The sequence below is a fragment of the Lentzea sp. NPDC003310 genome, assembly GCF_040610935.1.
GTDB lineage: Bacteria > Actinomycetota > Actinomycetes > Mycobacteriales > Pseudonocardiaceae > Lentzea.
On sequence record NZ_JBEXNC010000007.1, the window covers coordinates 313,840 to 334,246 of the forward strand.

The 20,407-nt window shown below is 70.6% G+C and carries 21 protein-coding genes; 18 read left to right on the forward strand and 3 right to left on the reverse strand.

The annotated features are described in order from the left end of the window. Positions 1 to 195: 195 nt before the first annotated feature. The 10 genes from ABZX02_RS16640 to ABZX02_RS16685 all read left to right on the forward strand — a co-directional run bounded on the left by ABZX02_RS16640 (position 196) and on the right by ABZX02_RS16685 (position 9,308). Positions 196 to 945, forward strand: coding sequence for a YbaB/EbfC family nucleoid-associated protein (locus tag ABZX02_RS16640; protein ID WP_355298951.1), 750 nt, complete (start codon positions 196 to 198; stop codon positions 943 to 945). Then, on the forward strand, positions 938 to 1,279 hold the full coding sequence (locus tag ABZX02_RS16645) for a hypothetical protein (protein WP_355298953.1): 342 nt from the start codon (positions 938 to 940) through the stop codon (positions 1,277 to 1,279). The genes ABZX02_RS16640 and ABZX02_RS16645 overlap by 8 nt, the downstream gene beginning before the upstream one ends. Positions 1,280 to 1,312: 33 nt before the next feature. Continuing rightward, positions 1,313 to 2,023: a hypothetical protein gene (locus ABZX02_RS16650; RefSeq protein WP_355298954.1), complete on the forward strand. Its 711-nt coding sequence runs from the start codon at positions 1,313 to 1,315 to the stop codon at positions 2,021 to 2,023. A 26-nt stretch (positions 2,024 to 2,049) separates the two neighbouring features. Further along, on the forward strand, positions 2,050 to 2,652 hold the full coding sequence (locus ABZX02_RS16655) for a hypothetical protein (RefSeq protein WP_355298956.1): 603 nt from the start codon (positions 2,050 to 2,052) through the stop codon (positions 2,650 to 2,652). Positions 2,653 to 2,826: 174 nt separating this feature from the next. Continuing rightward, the gene (locus ABZX02_RS16660; RefSeq protein WP_355298958.1) at positions 2,827 to 3,021 is read left to right on the forward strand and encodes a hypothetical protein; all 195 of its coding nucleotides are present in this window, start codon (positions 2,827 to 2,829) and stop codon (positions 3,019 to 3,021) included. Between the two features lie 83 nt (positions 3,022 to 3,104). Beyond that, positions 3,105 to 3,716: a hypothetical protein gene (locus ABZX02_RS16665; protein ID WP_355298960.1), complete on the forward strand. Its 612-nt coding sequence runs from the start codon at positions 3,105 to 3,107 to the stop codon at positions 3,714 to 3,716. Positions 3,717 to 3,899: 183 nt separating this feature from the next. After that, on the forward strand, positions 3,900 to 5,153 hold the full coding sequence (locus tag ABZX02_RS16670) for a cytosine permease (RefSeq protein WP_355298962.1): 1,254 nt from the start codon (positions 3,900 to 3,902) through the stop codon (positions 5,151 to 5,153). A 9-nt stretch (positions 5,154 to 5,162) separates the two neighbouring features. Further along, positions 5,163 to 6,704, forward strand: coding sequence for a hydantoinase/oxoprolinase family protein (locus ABZX02_RS16675; RefSeq protein ID WP_355298963.1), 1,542 nt, complete (start codon positions 5,163 to 5,165; stop codon positions 6,702 to 6,704). Between the two features lie 10 nt (positions 6,705 to 6,714). Next, complete coding sequence (locus ABZX02_RS16680; RefSeq protein ID WP_355298965.1) at positions 6,715 to 7,776, forward strand: DUF917 domain-containing protein; 1,062 nt, start codon at positions 6,715 to 6,717, stop codon at positions 7,774 to 7,776. Then, the gene (locus tag ABZX02_RS16685; protein WP_355298966.1) at positions 7,773 to 9,308 is read left to right on the forward strand and encodes a helix-turn-helix domain-containing protein; all 1,536 of its coding nucleotides are present in this window, start codon (positions 7,773 to 7,775) and stop codon (positions 9,306 to 9,308) included. The genes ABZX02_RS16680 and ABZX02_RS16685 overlap by 4 nt, the downstream gene beginning before the upstream one ends. Here the strand turns inward: ABZX02_RS16685 and ABZX02_RS16690 are convergent. The 3 genes from ABZX02_RS16690 to ABZX02_RS16700 all read right to left on the reverse strand — a co-directional run bounded on the left by ABZX02_RS16690 (position 9,301) and on the right by ABZX02_RS16700 (position 11,858). Beyond that, positions 9,301 to 10,047, reverse strand: a complete 747-nt coding sequence (locus ABZX02_RS16690; RefSeq protein WP_355298968.1) for a histidine kinase — start codon at positions 10,045 to 10,047, stop codon at positions 9,301 to 9,303. The two genes, ABZX02_RS16685 and ABZX02_RS16690, sit on opposite strands and share 8 nt — an antisense overlap. An 86-nt stretch (positions 10,048 to 10,133) precedes the next feature. Then, complete coding sequence (locus ABZX02_RS16695; RefSeq protein ID WP_355298970.1) at positions 10,134 to 10,841, reverse strand: class I SAM-dependent methyltransferase; 708 nt, start codon at positions 10,839 to 10,841, stop codon at positions 10,134 to 10,136. A gap of 60 nt (positions 10,842 to 10,901) precedes the next feature. Continuing rightward, positions 10,902 to 11,858: a hypothetical protein gene (locus ABZX02_RS16700; RefSeq protein ID WP_355298972.1), complete on the reverse strand. Its 957-nt coding sequence runs from the start codon at positions 11,856 to 11,858 to the stop codon at positions 10,902 to 10,904. 182 nt (positions 11,859 to 12,040) lie between these two features. Between ABZX02_RS16700 and ABZX02_RS16705 the strand changes: the two genes are divergently transcribed. The 8 genes from ABZX02_RS16705 (at position 12,041) to ABZX02_RS16740 (ending at position 20,396) form a co-directional block, all read left to right on the forward strand. Then, a complete protein-coding gene (locus ABZX02_RS16705; protein ID WP_355298974.1) occupies positions 12,041 to 13,570 on the forward strand; it encodes an ABC-F family ATP-binding cassette domain-containing protein in 1,530 nt (509 codons plus the stop codon). A 26-nt stretch (positions 13,571 to 13,596) separates the two neighbouring features. Further along, entirely contained in the window at positions 13,597 to 14,034 is a 438-nt protein-coding gene (locus tag ABZX02_RS16710; RefSeq protein WP_355299154.1) for a MarR family transcriptional regulator, read from the forward strand. 68 nt (positions 14,035 to 14,102) lie between these two features. Next, positions 14,103 to 16,316 carry a molybdopterin cofactor-binding domain-containing protein gene (locus ABZX02_RS16715; protein WP_355298975.1) on the forward strand — a complete coding sequence of 738 codons (2,214 nt, stop codon included), beginning with the start codon at positions 14,103 to 14,105 and terminating at the stop codon, positions 16,314 to 16,316. A 13-nt stretch (positions 16,317 to 16,329) separates the two neighbouring features. Beyond that, on the forward strand, positions 16,330 to 16,788 hold the full coding sequence (locus ABZX02_RS16720) for a (2Fe-2S)-binding protein (protein WP_355298977.1): 459 nt from the start codon (positions 16,330 to 16,332) through the stop codon (positions 16,786 to 16,788). 60 nt (positions 16,789 to 16,848) lie between these two features. Beyond that, positions 16,849 to 18,090 carry an SLC13 family permease gene (locus ABZX02_RS16725; protein WP_355298979.1) on the forward strand — a complete coding sequence of 414 codons (1,242 nt, stop codon included), beginning with the start codon at positions 16,849 to 16,851 and terminating at the stop codon, positions 18,088 to 18,090. 2 nt (positions 18,091 to 18,092) lie between these two features. Beyond that, on the forward strand, positions 18,093 to 18,527 hold the full coding sequence (locus tag ABZX02_RS16730) for a universal stress protein (protein ID WP_355298981.1): 435 nt from the start codon (positions 18,093 to 18,095) through the stop codon (positions 18,525 to 18,527). A gap of 53 nt (positions 18,528 to 18,580) precedes the next feature. After that, on the forward strand, positions 18,581 to 19,567 hold the full coding sequence (locus ABZX02_RS16735; protein ID WP_355298983.1) for a hypothetical protein: 987 nt from the start codon (positions 18,581 to 18,583) through the stop codon (positions 19,565 to 19,567). A gap of 43 nt (positions 19,568 to 19,610) precedes the next feature. Then, positions 19,611 to 20,396 (forward strand): TIGR02452 family protein, encoded by a 786-nt coding sequence (locus ABZX02_RS16740; protein WP_355298984.1) that lies wholly within the window; start codon positions 19,611 to 19,613, stop codon positions 20,394 to 20,396. The last annotated feature ends 11 nt before the right edge of the window (positions 20,397 to 20,407 follow it).

Sequence of the window (20,407 nt, forward strand, 5' to 3'; positions counted from 1 at the left end):
GCCTGGCTCGGTCCGTTGGAGAAGTGGGAGGCACCAAGCTTGGTGGCTGCTGACCGGTAGCCGCAAGGGGATGACGCCTTCCGTCTTCATCACCCAGCGCGACCGGCCGATTACGTCAAATCCAGACTTGTCGGCGATATGGCGCTACGGTCGGTTCGCAACTGCAGCTGTACCTGCAATTTGGGGGGAGGCATTGTGCCGCTTGAGCACATTGAGCTGGCCAACCTGAACATCCCTGATGATCTGCAAACGAGAGCTCGCTACGCCGAACTCACCCGTCCGGGTGGTGTTGAACTGCGGCCAGCCGAAACGTACGAGGCCTGCGATCCCGGCGGGCTCATCACCGTCACCGTGAACAAGTCGCAATTGGTGACAAATGTTCGGATTCGTCCTCGGTGGTACGAGCACCTCAGGCCGGAGGCATTCCCAGCCGCGCTCTACAACACCTACATCACCGCGGTTCAGCGCGCGCTCGCTGTGGAGTTTGCTCAGCCGCCCCAGGGCCAGGAAAGCACCGGGAGCACGCCCGCGCCGGGCGAGTCCTCTGTGGACTCGGCCGAGTTGTCGCTCGAGGAGTTCCTGGCGAGGAACAAGTCCCGGCTCGACGCCGTCGACGCCGAGTACGACGCGATCCGCCGGCGGGAAAGGGCGCCGCAGGTGGACACGACCGAGATCCGCAGTCCACTCGGGTATCTCATGATGCAGGTACGAGACGGCGGTCCGATCGCGCTGCACGGCAATCCCCAGGCGCTCGACAACCCGTCCGACACCGTGCTGGCCGAGGACATCCTCCACCTGTTCGCCCGTGCCGGCTTTGGAGTCGGTCCGGGTGAACGCCCAAGCCCGGTCGCGCGAACTGAGCGGCCTCGCGGCGACGGCGATGATGCGGACGACGAGTACTTCGACGGCTTCAAGGTGCTGGGCAAGGGGGACGGAAGTGGCTGACTTCAAGGTTGTCACGTCAGAACTGCGCAAAGAAGCCAAGCTCTGGCAGGAGAAGGCGGACAAGGCCGAACCAATCGTGACGGCGGTGCAGAACGCTTACCTCTCGGCTACCGCATTCTTCGTCGGCGACCTCGCGACTCTCGGGGCGGGAATCGTCAACGCGGAGCTTGAGGCTCGTCAGTATGAGGAGTTCCGCGTCTTCATGGAGAAGGTGCTACAAGGCGCGGTCACCGAGTTCGGCCAGATCGACGTCGCGTTGCGCAGGATCGCCGACGAGTACGACCGCACTGAAAGCGTCAACGAGATCGACCTCGCGAAGTTCTACAGCGTGTAGGAGTTGATGACAGCAATGTCAGGTTCTGGCGAGATGAAAGGCCAGTTCGACCGAGGGTTCGCGGGGCTGGAAGACAAAGCGCGGGAGTGCGGCGACAAGTTCAACGCCGCCGTCCACCACATCAACGACTGGCGGTTCGTGCTCGGTCCGGCGATGATCGCTCTCCGCCCCGCGCTCGACAAGATCCGTGACGGTCTGGAGAAGCTGTTCAAGCTGATCAGGACAGCTGTCGAACACCACTTTCCCGTCGTGTCACTCATCGTGCAGTCCTTCAAGTGGATCGATGACGTCCAGGCGCCGGTGAACGGACTCGGCCAGCAGCCGACCGCGACGTTCCTGGCCGATCATTGGGAGGGGCCTGCGGCCAGCGCTTACAAGGCGCGGGCCGCGGCGCAGAACGAGGCGATCACTGCCGTGTCGACCAAGGCGGATGGCGTGAGCAAGTGGCTGATGGACATCGCCAAGTACAACATCGAGTACATGACCGAGCTGTCCAAGATGGCGACGGGCTTCCTCGGCGCGCTCGTCACCGCCGCGATCGAGGCGGCGACGGTGGTCGGAATCCCGTTCGCGGTCAAGGATCTCGCCGGCGCCATCGGCACCCTCGTCACTCAGGCCCTCGACAACCTGGTGGGCATCGCCAAGAGGTTCGCGGAGGCACTCAGCAAGGTGCGGGACATCAAGAGCATGATGACCGATCTCAAACTTCCCGGTCAGCAGTGGCCACAGGCAGTCGCCGGCTGAAGTCGTACCCATCACAAGAAGAGGCCATGAGCACGAAACCTCACCGCACACGCAATCGACTGGTTGTCGCCCTCGCCACGGCCGCGATCGTGATGGCCGGCGGCTGCAGCGTCCCCAGCGTCCAGCAATACCCGACGCCCACTTCGGACAGCGCACCTCCGCCGACGCTCAAGTACAGGTTGGACGCCTTCGCGACCTGCGCTGAGATCCAGCGGAAGGCGCCCGACCTGCCTCCGCCCCTGGCACCCCAGGTCTCCAGGTCCGCGACGAGATTGGTGAGCACCTGCGAGTTCACGGCCTCGGCCGGCGCCGGACCCTTCATCACCTTCCAGGTCCAGGCGTTCGGCAACGAGGAGGACTCCGCCGGAGCCGAACTCGCGAAAACCGCCTTCACCGCGCCTTCGTCGTCAGGCGCTGAGAAAGACACCAGGCTCAACCTCGGATCGGAAGCCCGCTGGCCTGATCGTGCAGGGGGAGCCGGCTGCAAACTGGAGGTTCTCGACGAGAACGCGGTGATGACGTTCACCTACAGCTCTGGGGAGAACGACGACGACCCGCGGAGCGAGCTGTGCCGCGAAAGTGCGCGTGACGTGACGAGGAAGGTCTTCGATGCCGTGCAGCCGCAGTGACCCCTGGATGACCGAGGCTTGACCCGACGAATGGTCAGTCCAATGTGGAAGCTGGATTGACCCGGGGTGGCCTCGTTGCTGATCACTGCACCACCAGGAGATCATGTAGCCCCAGTCGCGCAACCCGTCGCCGGCTTCGGACGCTGCCGGCGACCACGTCGGGTGGTTCGGCGGGTGACGCAAGCACACATCGAGGAACACGAGAAGACGTCCCAGGAGATGTTCAGCGATCTCGTCGCGAGGTCGGCGGCGATCTCCAAAGGGGCAGGGTGGCACGCGGACTGGGCGGACATCACGGTCGGACGGCAGGCGGTCAACGCCTGCGGGGTTCCGTTGGACGGACCGTGTGACGTGATCACGATGGGGTGATCCGCGTGGTGGCGTGGGTCGACCCGAGGGGCGCGTTGCTCCGATCGGCCTAATCTCCCGCCATGCGGACGAGGCTGACCCCCATGCAGCAGGCGGTGGTGGACGCCGGGCGCCCCTTGCCGCAGCTCACCGATCCGCTGGAGGTCGAGCTCCAGGTCAGCGCGCTCGCGGGGCCGTTCGCCGACAACGAGGAGTTGTGGGAGGTCGTCGTCCGGCACCTGGGGGAGGTGCCGAGTCGGCGGAGTGCCGCTCTGCTGACCGCGTTGGGGCACCTGTTGCCGGGGCGGCCCGGGGTGTGGGCTCAGGAGGCCGCGCGGCGCCAGCCTGGGCCGGCGTGGGATCTGGGAGCGCTTTCATTCGGGGACTGCTGGATCGGGGACCGGTCGATCGACGCGGGATATCTGGCACTGTTGTGCAGTTATTCGTACGGGGACTCGTCGCACGGCATGGTTTTCATGATCGATGAAATCAGCGGGAGTCTCACGCGGCACGCGTTTCTCACGCGGCAGGTGGAGGAGGCGCTGGCGCGGTTGCGGGACGAGATGCGGCTCGAGTTGATCAGTCCTGAGGCTGCTCACTGGCTGCTCAGCCGCAGTTACGACCGTTTTGAGCGGCGGCCCGGGCTCGGGGTGAGTCTGGACGTGCACCAGACTCGGTTGGTGGCGCGGCGGCGGATTGCTCTTGCGATGAATTGAGTGGCTGTGCGAATCGCAACGTGGTGATTCACCCGACTGTGCACATTGTCTGTAGCTCGATCGTGACTGGGCTATTACTGTCCGGGTTGTCGATCACGGGGCGGAGGGATGGTCGTGGCCGCTCTTCTCGGGCGTGATGATCAGGCCCTCAGCCGTGTCCCTGACCAGGCGCGGTTTCCGTGGTTGTCAGTCGCGACCCAGCGCATCGGGCAGACGACCGCGCTGAGCCAGTTGCTGCTGGGCGCGACTCTCGGCTTCGGCATGTCGTTCTGGGACGCGTTCGTCGCGCTCACGATCGGTGCCGTGGTGCTCAACGTCGTGGCGGTCGCTGTCGGGGTGATCGGGCAGCGGGAGGGGCTGTCGACGGCGTTCCTGGGTCGGTGGACCGGGTTCGGGCACGCCGGGTCGGCGATGCTCGGGTTGATCATCGCCTTGGCGTGCACCGGGTGGTTCGGGGTGCAGACGGGGCTGGCCGGGGCGGTGCTCGCCGGCGTGGCCGGGGTGGTGCCGGTGCCGGTGTGGTCGCTGCTGTTCGGGGTTGTCGTCACTGTTGTCGCTGCCTGCGGCGTGCGGTGGGCGGCGTGGACGTCGTACGTGGCGGTGCCCGCGTTCCTGCTGTTGGTCGGCTGGGTGTTGGTCGGCGGTGTCAACGATGTCAGCGCCGTCGTGAGCAGTCCGGCGGCCGGGGTGCCGATCGGGATGGGGACCGCGATCACGCTGGTGACCGGCAGTTTCATCGTCGGGGCCGTGACGTCGCCGGACCTGACCCGCTTCCAGCGCGGTGAGAGCGACGTCGTCAAGCAGACGGTTCTCGGGATCGCGCTCGGCGAGTGGGTCGTCGGGCTGGCCGGGGTGGCCATCGCGCACGGGCTCGGCACGACGGACGTCGTGGGCGCCGTCAGCGCGTCCGGTGGGTGGATCGGGGCGCTGGTCGTCGTCACGGCGGTGTTGAAGATCAACGACTGGAACCTCGGCTCGGCCTCGCTCGGGCTCGTGAACTTCGTCGACGCCGTGTTCGCGCGGCGGATCAGCCGGGCGCAGGTGACGGTGGTCGTCGGGTGTGCCGGGACGCTGCTCGCGACGGCCGGGATCGTGCACCAGTTCAGCCACTTCCTGGTGCTGCTCGGCGTGGTGTTCCCGCCCGTCGCGGGGATCATGGCCGCCGAGTACTTCGTCGTGCGGCGGTGGCGCAACGAGATCATCTCGACCCGGCCGCTCGTGCCGCGGTCGGCGCCGTCGTGGGTGCCCGTCACGGTCGTCGTGTGGCCCGCTTCGGCTGTTGTCGCCGAGGTGCTGCCGTTCGGGCAGTCCAGTGTGAACTCTCTCGTGCTCGCCTTCGCGCTGTACGTGTCCGCTGGGCGGTTGGACCTTCTCCGCATGAGGACGCGCAGGGCCACCAACCGTAAGGTGGTCGTCGAGGAAGCGTCGGCCGCCTGAGGGGTGGACATGCACATCGGGATCGACGTCGGCGGTACGAACACCGATGCCGTTCTCGTCGAGGGCCGGCGGGTCCTCGCCGCGTGCAAGGCCACGACCACGGCCGACGTCACGACGGGGATCGTCGAGGCGGTCGGCGGGCTGCGGCACGCGTTCGGGCCCGCGGACGTCACCGCGGTCATGATCGGCACGACGCACTTCGTCAACGCCGTCGTGGAGGGCAGAGGTCTCGCGCGCACGGCGGCCGTGCGGCTCGGACTTCCCGCCACCACGGCACTTCCGCCGTTCGTCGAGTGGCCGGAGCCGCTGCGGCAGGCCATCGGCGGGTACGCGTACCTCTGCCACGGCGGCCACGAGTACGACGGCCGGGTCATCTCCGAACCGCGAGAGGACGAGCTCAAGGCGGTCGCCGCCGACCTCGCCGCGAAGGACGTGCGGTCGGTCGCCATCTCGTCGGTGTTCTCGTTGGTCAGCAGCGAGTTCGAGCGACGGGCCGCGGACGTCCTCACCGCCGAGGTGCCGGGACTGCTGGTGAGCTTCTCGCACGAGATCGGCCGGCTCGGGCTGCTGGAGCGCGAGAACGCGACGATCATCAACGCCGCCCTGCGCGTGCTCGCCGAGCAGATCGCCGACGGGCTCACCGAGTCGCTGGCGGCACAGGGCATCGACGCGCCCGTCTACCTCAGCCAGAACGACGGCACGCTGATGGACCTCGAGTACGGGCGCCGCCACCCGGTCGTCACGTTCTCGTCCGGACCCACGAACTCCATGCGCGGCGGCGCCTTCCTGTCCGGAATGGACGATTGCGCGGTCGTCGACGTCGGCGGCACCACGACCGACATCGGCGTGCTGCACCACGGGTTCCCGCGCGAGGCGTCGTCCGACGTGGTCATCAGCGGCGTGCGCACGAACTTCCGGATGCCCGACGTCCGCTCGACCGGTCTCGGCGGCGGCAGCCTCGTGCGGCGGGAACCGGAGCTCCGGGTGGGCCCGGACAGCGTCGGGTACCGGCTGGCCGACCGCGCCCTGGTGTTCGGTGGCGACGCGCTGACCGCCACGGACGTCGCGGTCGCCGCCGGTCTCGCCGACATCGGCGACCGGAGCCTCGTCCGCCACCTCGACCGCACGCTCGTTCGGGCCGTGCTCGACCACGTCGGTGATCGGATCGCCGCGCAGGTCGACCGCATGCGCACGGGTCCGGAGCCGTTGTCCGTCGTGCTGGTCGGCGGCGGCAGCATCCTCGTGCCGGACGGGATCGAGGGCGTCAGCGAGGTCGTCCGGCCCGCGCACCACGCGTTCGCCAACGCCATCGGCGCCGCGATCGCGCAGGTCGGCGGCGAGGTCGACCGCGTCTTCCCGATGGACGCCGCCCGCCGCGACGAGGTGCTCGACGCGGCCGGGCAGGAGGCCGTGGACAGGGCGGTGGCGGCGGGCGCGGACGCGGGCAGCGTGCGGATCGTCGAGGTCGAGGAGATCCCGCTCGCCTACCTGCCGGGCAACGCGAGCCGCGTGCGAGCGCGTGCGGTGGGTGATCTGCTGCTCGGCCACTAATGTCCTGCGCATGCACCTGCTGCGGCCCGACGAGGTGGACCGGCTCGCCCTGGGCGTGGTCCTGCTCGGCAGCGGGGGCGGCGGGGGCGAGCAGGAGACCCGCGCGTTCGCCGCGATGCTGCGGCACGAGATGCGGCAGAGCGGCCCGATCACCGTCCTCGAGCCCGGCGAGGCCGACCCGGACGGGTACGGCGCGCGCGTCGGGTTGCTGGGCGCGCCGACCGTGATGATCGAGAAGCTGCCGTCCGGCCGGGAGGCCGAGGAAGCGCTGAAGGTGTTGCAGGCGCACGACTCCACGCCCGCGACCGCCGTCATCGGGTGGGAGGTCGGCGGGTGCAACGGACTGCTGCCGCTGCTCCTCGCCGCCCGGCTGGGCCTGCCGTACGTCGACGTGGACGGGATGGGGCGCGCGTTCCCGCGGATCGACCAGACCACCTACGACGCGGCCGGACTGCCCACGACCCCGCTCGCCGTCACCGAGCCCAGCGGCAACAGCGCGGTGCTCGACTCGACCGGCATCGAGAAGCTCGCCCGCACGGTCATGGTCGACTTCGGCGGCTGGGCGATGATGGTCGCGAAGCCGCTGAAGCTCGCGGACGCGGTTGCCGCCGGCGTGACCGGGTCGCTGCACCGCGCGCTCGAGCTGGGCGAGATCTGGTCGCGGCACGCGGACCCGGTCGAGGAACGGGCCAAGGCCTCCGGCGGCTTCCTCGTCGCGCGCGGCAAGGTCGTCGAGGTGTGGCGTGAATCGATCGGCGACTTCCCGCGCGGAACGGTGGCGCTGCGCCGCCTCGACGCCGACGATGCGTACGTGCGCCTGGAGATGCAGGGGGAGTACCTCATCGCGCTCGCGGACGGCGAGGCGCTCGTGACGACGCCCGACCTGCTGTGCTGCCTCGACGCCGAGACCGGCCAGCCGGTGTCTGCGGAGCGGCTGCGGTTCGGCGCGGTCGTGGACGTGGTCGCGCTCCCGGCGCCGCCGCAGTGGCTGCGGCCCGAGGTGCTCGGCCGGGTCGACCCGCGGGCGTTCGGCTACGACCTCGACCACGTGCCCTTCCGGGGCGCCGGGTGATCGACGACGCCGGTTCCCTGACCGTCCGCGACCTGCTGGAGATCGGAGCGCTCGGCGACGCGACCCTGCTGGCGGGCGAACGCGGTCTCGGCACGGAGGTCGCGGACGTGCGGCTGGCCGCCGACATGACCGCCGTCGAGGCCTGCTCGGCCGGCGACCTGGTGATCCTCACTGGCCACCAGCCCTACCTCGTCGAACTGGCGCTACGCCGGGCCTACAGCGCCGACGTGCGGGCCGTCGTGCTCGTGCGGCCGTCGACCGGTGCGTACCAGGCTCCTTCGACCGCCACCACGTCGTTCGCGAACCGGCTCGGCGTGCCGCTGCTGCAGACCGACGCGGACGACCCGCTGCTGGTCGCGGACGCCCTGCGCACGGCCGTGCGGCGCCCCGAGGTCGCGGCGGCCCGGCTGCTCCACGCCGTCACCGCGCGGCTGGGCCGCGGCAGACCCGACCCGCGGTCGGTGATCACGATCCTGTCCGGCGAGCTGCGCGTGACGTGCGCGGTGATCAGCGCGGACGGCACGGTGATCGAGGGCGCGTTCCCGCTCGACCTCCCACCGGACCTGCTCGCGGGCTCCGTCGCCGCGACCGCCGAGCTGGCCGAGGGCTTCGCCGTGGCCGTGCCGGTGGAGGCCGACCGCACCGGGCACGTGCACCTCTGGCTGGTCTCGCACGCGCGCGGCAGCACCAAGCGCTGGGCGGAGACCGTCCTGCGGATCAGCCAGGTCGCGTCGTGGGCCCTGGGCAGCTGGGTGGCCACCGAACGCCTGGAGGACGAGCGCCGCGCCCGGTCGCGCGGCTCGTTGCTGGCCGACCTGCTCGCCGCCGGTGACGCCGTGCCGCCCCAGCTCGTGCAACGGGCCGTGCTCGCCGGGTGGCGCCTCGACGGCTGGCACACCGGCGTCCAGGTGGTGCCGCCCGCACCGGGCGTGCTCGACACCTCCGGCACCGAGCGGCTGCGCGTCGAGCTGTCCCGGCGCGGCCTGCACGGCCAGCTGGTCGAGGGCGTGGACGGCTGGTCGTTCTGGCTCACCAACGACACCGAACCGCCGCTCGCGCAGCACCGCGAGCTGACCGCGAAGATCGCCCAGGTGCTCGGCGGCTGCACGCTCGTCGCGGGCATCGGCCGTCCCCACCCCGGCGTCACGGGCGTGGGCAGGACGCTCGCCGAGGCGCGCGAGGCCGCCGCGATGACCGGCTCGGCGAAGGTCGTGCACGTCGACGAGCTGGGCGTGCGGCGCCTGCTGTCGATGGCGGCCGAGACCCCGGCGCTGGTCGACCAGGCCGCCCGGCTGCTCGCACCGCTGGCGGGGGTGGAGGACGGCCAGCTGCTGCGCACCCTCGCGGTCTACCTGGACGAGGAGTCGGTGACGTCGTCGGCGGCCGTGCGGCTGAAGGTGCACCGCAACACCGTGTCGCAGCGGATCAACCGGGTCGAGCAGCTGCTCGGGGTCAGTCTGCTGAACCCGGACGAACGCTTGGCGGTCCACCTGGCGTGTCGTGCGGTGCGCGCCTCGGACGAGGTCACGTAGGCACGAACGCGGGCAGCACGGCGTCGACCTCGAACCCGCCGTCGGCCGTCGGGCCCGCGGTCAGCGTGCCGCCGACCATCTCCACCCGGCCGCGCAGGCCCAGCAGGCCGCCGCCGGAGCCCGGGAGCGCGAGGACCGGCGCGGACGGCCGCGCGTTGCGGATCACCGCGCGGACGCTGCTCGGTCCACAGTGGATGGTGACCTCGGTGTGCGCGCCGGGCGCGTGCTTGTGGACGTTCGTGAGGGACTCCTGGACCACCCGGTACATCGTGCGGCGCATCGCGGGGGAGATGGTGTCCGCGTCACCGTGTTCGTGGAGGGTGACCGCGAGGCCGGTGCCGGAGTCGGCGACCAGGCGGGAGAGCCGGTCCGGCAGCACGTCCGGGATGCGGGCGGCGCGGCCGGACCGGAGCACGCCGACGAGGTCGCGCAGTTCGGCGAGCGCCTGGCAGCCCGCGGTGCGCAGCTCGCCGGCGGCCTCGCGCACGCCGTCGTCGTGCGCCGCGATCCGCAACGCGCCGGCGTGCAGCACCATCAGGTTCAGCCGGTGCGTGACGACGTCGTGCATCTCGGCGGCGAGTCTCGCGCGCTCGTCGGCTCGGGCCTGCTCGGCCCGCAGTTCGCGGTCCCGCTCGGCCAACGCCCGCGTGAGGCTGCGCCGCGTGCCGACGTAGAGGCCCGCGAGCACGGCCGCCACGAGCAGTGGCAGCACCACAGCCAGGTCTCCGGCGTGCGTCACGCGCGTGACGATACTGCCGGTTTTGTGCCTTGGATCACCTACTGGAGCAGGGGGTTGTCCCTACTTTCGCAGGTGGCGGCACCGGATCATTCCGCCTGCCGGACACGTGTGTCCGTTGGCTGCACGTCTTTGCGGAACAGGGCCGTCCACAGGAACCGCTTCCCGAACGACGGCGAGTCCGCGGGCTCCTCGGACATCCGCCGCACCTCGACCTCGGTGAGGTCCTGGAAGATCCACCGCAGCTCGTCCGGTGTGTACCCGACGCCGCCCGACAGACCGGTCCGCTGGTACAGGTCCGCGTCCGGCACGGCGGTGCCTTCCTCGGCGGTGAAGCAGGTGAGCCCGAAGTGGCCGCCCGGGACGAGCGCGCGGTCGAGCAGCGCCAGGTAGCTGACGCGCCGGTGCGGTGGCAGGTGGTGGAAGCACCCGGAGTCGTAGATCAGGTCGTACGCGCCCTCGGTCGCGAACGCGTCGCCGTGCCGCAGCCGGACGTCCAGTCCCGCGGCGCGTTCCCCGGCCCACGCGATGGCGGTGGCCGAGATGTCCACGGCGTCGACCCGAAACCCGTTGCGCGCCAGGAAGACCGCGTTGCGGCCGGGTCCACACCCGACGTCGAGCGCACGGCCCGGCTTCAGCAGTCCGCTCGCCACGTGGGCGGCCAGGTTCTCGTCCGGCTTCTCCACGAAGAACGGGACCTCGCGGGACCGGTCCGCGTAGAAGCGGTCCCACCAGTCGCCGTCGGACGGTGCGGCCAGCTCGTCCAGCAAAGCCATGACGTCGTCGATCGTGCGCACGTGCCGTTGCACCTGAAACCCCCAGGTAGACGCCTTGTCAGTCTACCCGGGGGAGGGGTGTCAGAGGCCGCCTTCGCTCAACCTCTTGCGGTAGCCGCGCGCGCCTTCGGAGCCGACGTTCTCGTGGAAGTCGATGCCGTTCGGGTTGGTCTGCACGTGGTAGTAGCAGGCGCCCCAGAGGCTCGACGCCACCGTGTCGTCGAAGTGGATCAGGCTGCCGTACTTGTAGCCCTTGTTGTACGGCGTCACGCGCGTGGTCCGCATCGAGTACTCGGTCGCGATCACGGGCTTGCCGGGCCACTTCTGCGCGCACCGCGACAGCGTCTCCGCGTACGTGAGCTCGTTCCAGCCGCCCTGCGCGGCGAAGTTACCGTCGTCGGCGTTGCTGTAGAAGTGGACGCCCACGAAGTCGCACTTCTTGATGGCGTTGACGAAGTTCGGGTTGGCGTACCAGGTGTCCGGGTTCGTCGTCTTGTTCGGCGAGAGCGCGGTGCCGCAGATCTTGGCTCCGGGGAAGGTCTCCCGGATCCGGTCGATCGTGACGCTCAGGTTGTACCCGTACGCCCACGGGTCGGCGACGCGGATGTTCGGTTCGTTGCCGAGCTCGATGATGCACTTGTCCGCGCCGGACCGGATCCTCTTGAACTCGAAGAAGCGCGAGTCGCGGATCTCGGCGACGGCCTGGTTCGGGTCGATCATCTTGTCGGTGTCGCCGGTGACGGTGCGGACGATGAGGAAGTTGGTCGCGCCCGCCGCGGTCCAGACGTGGTCGGGGAAGTTCTGCCACGGCCCGGGGCCCGGCATGCCCCAGCCCGTGACGACCTTCGCGAGGTCGGCGCCCTGGTTGGTGATCGCGTCGAGCCACGTCTGGTAGCCGTCGGTCAGCAACGGCCCGTGCGCGCGGTAGTGCGGTGCGGCCGAGGCGCTGCCCGGCAGCGACGCCATGCCCGCCGCCGCGAGGGCGCCCGCCGCCAGCTTGCCGATCGAGCGGCGGCTGTACTGCCTTTCGCCGGACATCGCCGGTCTCCCTTCGTTCGGTGAACAGGGGAGATGCAAACGGGGGCGGGTATGCGGGCGGTATGCGCTTGCCTCCTCGTACGGTGTATGGCAACATCGGTTAGGTGATCTACTGACCCCGCCTTCAGCGCATCCGTGTCCGAGTTCCTTCGGCGGTGTGGGGGTCCCTCATGTCAGCTCAGTTGACGATCAGAAAAATCACCAAGAACTACGCGTACAAGCGCGTCCTCGACGACGTGTCCCTGACGGTCCGGCCGGGTGAGAAGCTCGGCGTGGTCGGGGAGAACGGCTCGGGCAAGTCGACGCTGCTGCGGCTCATCGCCGGGCAGGACGTCCCGGACGACGGTGAGATCACCGTTGTGGCGCAGGGCATCGGCTACCTCGGGCAGGTGCTGGACCTGCCGCCGGACGCCACGGTCGGTGACGCGGTCGACGCCGCGCTCGCCGAGATCCGCTTGCTGGAACGGCAGATCGCCGCGGCCGCGGCGGAGGAGAGGCTCGACGAACTGGGCGATCTGCTGACGGCGTTCGAACTGCGTGACGGCTACTCGGCCGACGCACGGGTCGAGGCCGCGATGTCCGCTCTCGGGGTCGACATCGGCCGCGACCGCGCGCTCGGCACGGTGTCGGGCGGTGAGAAGGCGCGGCTCGCGCTGGCCTGCGTCCTCGCGGCCGACCCCGAGTTGCTGCTGCTCGACGAGCCCACCAACCACCTCGACGACCGGGCGCTCGACTGGCTCGAGGCCAGGCTGCGCCGGCACCGGGGCACCCTGGTCGTGGTGACGCACGACCGCCTCCTGCTGGAACGGGTGACCACGGCGGTCGTCGAGGTCGAGAACCGGTCGATCACCCGCTGCGGCAACGGGTACGCGGGTTACGTCGCCGAGAAGCGGGCGGCGCGGCAGCGCTGGGAACAGGCCTACGCGGAGTGGGTCGGCGAGATCGGCCACTGGACCGGGTGGCGCGGCACGACGGCCCACCGCGTCGCGCCGGGGCGGGCGATCCCGGACCACAACAAGTGCAAGTACAACGGCGACGGCCGCCGCGTGCAGGCGTCGATCAGGACGCGGGTGCGCAGCGCGTCCGAACGGCTGGAGCGGCTGCGGGCCGACCCGGTGCCGAAGCCGCCGGACCCGTTGCGCCTCAACGTCCCGCCCGCCGCGGCGGTGCGCGAGGGCGTGGTGCTGGCGTTCGGTGACCTCGAAGTCGAGGCGGGACAACGGTTGCTGGTGACGGGACCGAACGGCTCCGGCAAGTCCACGCTGTTCAAGATCCTGGCTGGAGAGCGCGAACCCGAGCGGGGAACGGTCGTCCGCAACGGCGTGGTCGGCTACCTGCCGCAGGAAACCGTGGTGCGTCAACCGAAGCAGACGGTGCTGCAGGCGTTCGGCGGGAGCAAGGACGAGCTCGAAGCGCTCGGTCTGCTCAGGACAGAGGACTTCGCCACTCCGCTCGGCGCGTTGTCGGTCGGGCAACGGCGGCGGGTCGCGCTGGCCCGCCTGCTCGCGCGGGAGGCCGACGTGCTGCTGCTGGACGAGCCGACGAACCACCTGTCGCCCGCCCTGGTCGAGGAGTTGGAGGCGGCGCTCGCCCACTACCCCGGCGCGGTGGTCGTGGCGACCCACGACCGGTTGTGGCGCCGGAGGTGGGGAGGAGAGGAGATCACGATGTCCAGTCATATTCACAACCATCGTTGTGCACCTGTGCGGTGAGTGCCAGGATGGGCGCCGTGGACCTGATGGACATCGACGTCGCGACCCTCGCGTTCCTGGCGGGCAGTTCCGCGAACGACGCAGTTCTCCAGCAGCTGCGCGAGATCGGGCACGAGGGTGTGCGGATCTCGCACGGCTACGTCATGCAGCACCTGGTCGAGGGCGAGCCGACGGTGTCGGAGCTGGGCGAGCTGCTCGGCGTCACGCAGCAGGCCGCGTCGAAGCAGCTGATGGAGCTGCAGCGCCTCGGCTACGTCGAACGCGTGCCGGACCGCGTGGACAGCCGGACCCGGCGCGCCCGCCTCACGGAGCGGGGCCGGCAGCTCGTCGAGGACAGCCGCCGGCTCCGCCGCGAGCTCGACGTGTACGGCAGTGAAGAGGTCAAACGCGTCCTGGTCAAGCTCCTGGTGGCGACCGGCGGCGCCGAGACGGTGCTGCGCCGGAAGGTGCCGCAGGCTCGTTAGGGAGATCGGTCGTGCACCCGTTCGGCTGACGGTCGTACCCGCATGGGCCGGATGTCGTTGACGAGTACATGACCTGTGACAACGAAGTCCCGGTCCCTGCAGCCCAGGTCCCGGTTCGACGCCGGCGGTTCCTCACGTTCCTCGTGGCGGCCCCGGTGCTCACCGTCGCGGTGCCCGGCACGGCCGAAGCCGTCATACCGACACTGCCGCAACCGGCCGAGATCCTCGATCTCGGCGACGTCCTCATCCTCGCCGGAGCCCCGACGGCCGGCGCGCTCGCCGTGCTCAGCGTCGGCGAGGACGGTGTCGTCACGCTCGACCTGCCGCGCGCCGAGGTCGGTCAGGGCATCACCACGGCGTCCGCGATGCTCGTCGCGGAGGAGCTCGACCTGCCGCTCGGCCAGGTCCGCGTCACGCTCGCCGACGCGCGGCCCGAGCTGCTGATGAACCAGCTCACGGGCGGGTCCAACACCATGCGGTCGGTGTACGGGCCGGTCCGCCAGGCCGCGGCCGCCGCCCGCGCCCGGCTGCTCGCGGCGGCGGCGGAGCAACACGGCGTCGAGGTCTCGCGGCTGTCCACCCGCGACGGCGCGGTGATCCTGCCGGACGGCCGCCCGGTCCTGTACGGGCTGCTGACGTCGGCCGCCGCGCAGCTCACCGGGGCGTTCGCCGCGCAGCCGAAGCCGGAGGGCGAGCACCGGCTGGTCGGCACACCGCAGTCCCGCATCGACGCCCGCGCCATGGTCACCGGGCAGTTCCGGTACACCCTCGACCACGACATGCCGGGTGCGATGCCGACGGTCGTGCGCCGGCCGCCGACGATCAACGGCTCGGTGAAGTCGGTCGACTCGGCGGCGGCACGCGCCATGCCCGGCGTGCTCGCGATCGGGGTCGTGCCCACGGGCGTCGCGGTGGTCGCGGAGACGTTCGGTCAGGCCATGGCCGCACGGGACGCGCTCAAGGTCACCTGGAACCCCGGCACGATCGACTCGTTGTCGGACAAGGAGATCCGGGCGAAGCTGCAGGCTGCCGCACTGCCGTTCGTGGTGCCGCCGCTGCTGACCCAGCACCTCGACCTGGAGTTCGACTTCGCGTTCGTCAGCCACGCGCCGATGGAGACGAACTCGGCGATCGCGGACGTCCGGGACGACCGCGCGGAGATCTGGGCCGGGCTCAAGTCGCCGATCGTGGCGCGGCAGACCATCGCGGCGGCTGTCGGGCTGCCCGAGTCCGCCGTCACCGTGCACGTGGTGCAGGGCGGCGGCTCGTTCGGGCGCAGGCTCTTCTTCGACGCCGCGATCGAGGCCGCGCAGATCTCGAAGGCGTTGAAGCGCCCGGTGAAGCTCATGTGGTCGCGCACCGACGACATGCGGCACGGACGGGCGCGCGCCGCGAGCCACCACAAGCTCCGGGCGACGTTCGCGCTCGGCAACGTGCTGACGTTCGAGCACCGGGTGGCCTCGGTCGAGACCGACTTCCGGCACGGCCTCGGCGAGATCCTCACCGCCACGGCCGCGAAGCTGCCGGTCGGCGGCAACCTGTCGTTCGCGCAGACGGTGTTCCTCACGACGTGCAAGGTGCCGTACAACTTCGGCGTCGTGACCTCGTTGCTCAACGAGGTGCCGCTGCGCATGCACACCGGGTCGTGGCGGTCGGTCTACTCGGCGAACACCCGTGGCGCCGAGGAGATCCTGGTCGACCAGTTGGCCAAGAAGATGGGCAAGGACCCGGTCGCGTTCCGCCGCGAGTTCCTCAAGACCGCCCGGCAACGCGCCGTGCTCAACAAGGTCGTCGAGGAAGGCCAGTGGGGCAAGGCGATGCCGAAGGGCTTCGCGCAGGGCATCGGGTTCCACGACGAGTACAAGTCCTGCACCGCCTGCCTGGTCGAGATCGACGCCCGCGACCCGAAGAACCCGCGCGTGGTCAGGGCGACCATCGCCGTGGACGTCGGCCGCCCGATCAACCCGCGCGGCCTCGAGGCGCAGATGCTCGGCGGCCTGACCGACGCCATCTCCACCACGCTGCGCGCCGGTCTGCACATCGACAAGGGGCTGCCGCTGGAGGGCTCGTACTCGCAGTTCCACTACGCCCGGCAGAAGGACGCCCCGCTCGACGTCAAGATCCACGTGATGCCGGCGACCGGGGAACCGGGCGGCGCGGGGGAACTGGGCGTGCCGGCCGCGGTCGGTGCGATCGCCAATGCCTACGCGCGGGCGACGGGTGTGGTGCCGCGCAGCTTCCCGATCATCTTCCCGGTCGACTTCGAGCCGTTCCCGCGCTGAAGGAGCGTCCCCTGTGCCCACCTACACGTTCGTCGTCAACGGCAAGCCGGTCACCGTGGACGCTCCCGCGGACCTGGCGCTGCTCTGGGTGCTGCGCGACAAGCTCGGCGTGCGCGGCCCGAAGTTCGGCTGCGGCATCGGTGTGTGCCGCGCCTGCACGTCCCACCTGAACGGCGCGGAGGTCCAGCCGTGCGTCACCCCGGTGTCCGAGTGCGCCGGGCAGGAGGTGACCACGATCGAGGGCCTCGCGTCCGGTGAGGACCTGCACCCCGTCCAGGAGGCCTGGCTGGAGCAGGACGTCGCGCAGTGCGGCTACTGCCAGCCGGGGCAGATCATGGCCGCGGCGGCGTTGCTCCGGACGAAGCAGGAGATTTCGGACGAGGACATCGACCGGATCGCGAACGTCTGCCGCTGCGGCACGTACTTCCGGATCCGGCAGGCCATCAAGAGCGCGGCGGCCAAGATGAGCTGACGCGGGGCAGCACCTAGAGTCAGCGCGGCCGGATCCCTTGCCGGCGCAGGAGGATCCACCGTGCTGGCGCTGTCCGTTTTGTTGCTCGTGGCCGTTCTGGTCTGCGCGGTCGTGCGGCCGTGGGGCTGGCCCGAGGCGGCGGTCGCGGTGCCGGCGGCGGTCGTCGTCGTGCTGGCCGGAGCGTTGCCGCTCGACCACGTCGTGGACGAGGCGGTGCGGCTGGGGCCCGTGATCGGGTTCCTGGCCGCGATCCTCGTGCTGGCCCAGCTCTGCGACGACGAGGGCCTCTTCCACGCCTGCGGCACCTGGATGGCGCGCGCGTCCGGCGGCAGACCGCGGACGTTGCTCGGCGGGGTGTTCGTCACGGCCTCGGTGACGACGGCGGTGCTGAGTCTGGATGCGACGGTCGTGCTGCTGACGCCCGTGGTGTTCGCGACGGCCGCGCAGCTCGGGGTCCGGCCGAAGCCGCACGTCTACGCGTGCACGCACCTGTCGAACAGCGCGTCGTTGCTGCTGCCGGTGTCGAACCTGACCAACCTGCTGGCGTTCGCGTCGAGCGGGCTGAGCTTCACGCGGTTCGCGGCGCTGATGGCGCTGCCGTGGGTCGTCGCGATCGCGGTCGAGTACGTGGTGTTCCGGCGGTTCTTCCGCACCGACCTCGACGCGCCCGCGCACGCCCCGGTGGTGCACCCGCCGCAGGAGCTGCCGGTGTTCGCGCTGTCCGTGGTCGGTCTGACGCTCGTGGGGTTCGTGGTCGCGTCGGCCACCGGGATCGACCCGGCGTGGGCGGCGTGCGCGGGCGCGCTGGTGATGGCCGGACGGGCGCTGGTGCGGAAGCGGACGTCGGTCGGCAAGGTCGTGCGGGCGGCCTCGTTGCCGTTCCTCGCGTTCGTGCTCGGCCTCGGGATCGTGGTGCGGGCGGTCGTCGACAACGGTTTGGACGACGTGCTGAAACTCGCGCTCCCGGACGGCACCGGGCTGCTCGCGCTGCTCGGGGTGGCCGCTGTTGCCGCCGTGCTCGCCAACGTGATCAACAACCTGCCCGCGGTGCTCGTGCTGCTGCCGCTGGTCGCCCCGCTGGGACCGGGCGTGGTGCTCGCGGTGCTGCTGGGCGTGAACCTCGGCCCGAACCTGACCTACGCGGGGTCGCTCGCCACGTTGCTGTGGCGGCGGATCGTGCACGACCACGACACCGAGGTGAACCTGCCGGAGTTCACGAAGCTCGGTCTGCTCGCCGTGCCTGCCACCCTGGTCGCCGCGGTCGTGGCACTGTGGGCGTCCCTGCGGCTGATCGGAGGATGACCATGGCGGTGGTCGTGTGGATCGCCGACGACACCTGGCCGGACTGCGTCGACGCGGCCCGTGCGCACGGCGGTGAGGACTTCCTGTTGCTGCACGTCAGCGACCACGACGTGCCCGGCGCGGCGCACGGAGCGCTCGCCGGGTTGTTCGGACGCCATCCCGCCAGGGACCCCGGCGCGCGGGTCGACGACCTGGCGGCGGGCCACTCCACCCGGTTGCTCGAAGCGGCCGCCGAACGGCTCGGGTTGCCGTGCCGCACGGAGACGCGGACCGGCCGGGTCGAGCACGAGGTCGTCGCGGCGTGCCGGGACGCGTCGTTGCTGGTGCTGTGCCGCGACGGGGACGTGAGCCACGCCGGCCCGCGCAGCCTCGGCCCGGCGACCCGGTTCGTCGTGGACCACGCCCTCTGCCCGGTGCTGCTCGTCTGGCCGTCGTAACTGCGCTCACGCAAACTTGCGCGCACGCACTTTTCGCGCCTAGTCTCGTCGGCATGCGCGCCAAAGGCATCGCGTACGACACCGGTTTCGTGCGCCACGGAGAGATCTCGCTGGAGAAGTTCGACCTCGACGCGGTCCGCCGGGACCTGACCGCGATCAGGGACGACCTGCACTGCACCGCCGTCCACCTCGTCGGCGGGGACCCGGACCGGCTCGAACGGGCCGCGGAGATCGCCGCCGACCTCGGGCTGGAGATCTGGTTCTCGCCCTACCCGCTGGAACTCACGCCCGCCGAGATCCTCGACCTGTTCGCCGACTGCGCCCGCCGCGCCGAACGCGTCCGGGCGCGGGGTGCCGAGGTCGTGTTCATGACGGGCGTGGAGCTCAGCATCATGAACTCCGGGTTCGTGCCCGGCGACGACATCCTGCAGCGGCTGGGTGGGCTGCTGGGGCAGCCCGAACGGATGCGGGACGCGGGCGCGCGGCTGGGGGAGTTCCTCGCGGAGGCCGTCGCCCTGGTGCGGCAGGAGTTCCACGGCAAGGTCACCTACGCCTGCATCCCGTTCGAGAACCCCGACTGGAGCCTGTTCGACTTCAGGACGTACGAGCTGATCCGCTCCGCCGAGGTCGCCGACGTCTACGCCGAGGGCATCAGGAGCGCGGTGGCGCAGGGGCAACCGGTCGCCATCACCGGCTTCAACACGGCCGCGTGGCGAGGGTCGGGGGCGGTGGCGCCGCGGAGCATGGAGATCGTCGAGAACGACGACACCGGCCGGCCCGTCCGGGTTCGGGACGGGTACCTGCGCGACGAGGAGGAGCAGGCCACCTACCTGCGCGAGGTGCTGACGACGTTCGAGGAGACCGGGGTCGACAGCGCGTTCGTCTACCTGTTCGCGCTGCACAGCCATCCGCACCGGCCGGACGACCCGGAGCGCGACCTCGACATGGCGAGCCCCGGCATCGTGAAGGTCCACGACGACGGTTCGTGGGAGCCCAAGGCCGCGTTCGCCGCCGTGGCCGAGATCTACGGCCGCGGCTAACTCGCTTGGCGTTCCTCCCGGCGCCGGTCAGACTCGGGGCATCATGAGCGCAAGGTTGCGAGCGATCGCCCACGACACCGTCGCCATCGCGGTGCGCGGTTCCTACTCCACCGCCGCGGGCGAGGTCGCCATCGCCGTCCGTCCCGCCGTCGAGGGGACCCGCCTGCACCTGCCGGACGAGGTGCTGCCGCTGCCCGCGGAGGTCGGGGCGGCGCGGGTCGACGTCACCAATGAGTCCACTGTGGACGCGACCCGCCGTCTCGGCGGGGACGTCGCCGCCCTGAACTTCGCCTCCGCGCGCAACGCCGGCGGCGGGTTCCTCAACGGCGCGCAGGCGCAGGAGGAGAGCATCGCCCGTGCGTCGGCGATCTACCCGTGCCTGCGCGCCGCCGGCGAGTTCTACGCGTACCACCGCGCGCACGAGGACCTCACCTACACCGACCGCGTGATCTACTCGCCGCGCGTGCCGGTGTTCAAGGACGACAAGGGTTCTCTGCTGCCGCAGCCGTACGAGGTCTCGTTCCTCACCGCCGCCGCGCCGAACCGGTCCGCGATCCTGCGCGGCCAGCCCGAGCGCGCCGACGGCATCCCTCTCGCGTTGCTGCGGCGGGCCATCCGGGTGCTGCACGTCGCGGCGTCGCACGGGCACCGGAGGCTCGTGCTCGGCGCGTGGGGGTGCGGGGTGTTCGGCAACGACCCCGCGACCGTGGCCCGGATCTTCGCGCTCGCGTTGCGGGACAACCGCTACTTCGAGCACGTCGTCTTCGCGGTGCTGGACCGGCAGAAGGGCACGCCGACGTTCACCGCGTTCGCCGATGCCCTGGGCTGACACCCCCTCCG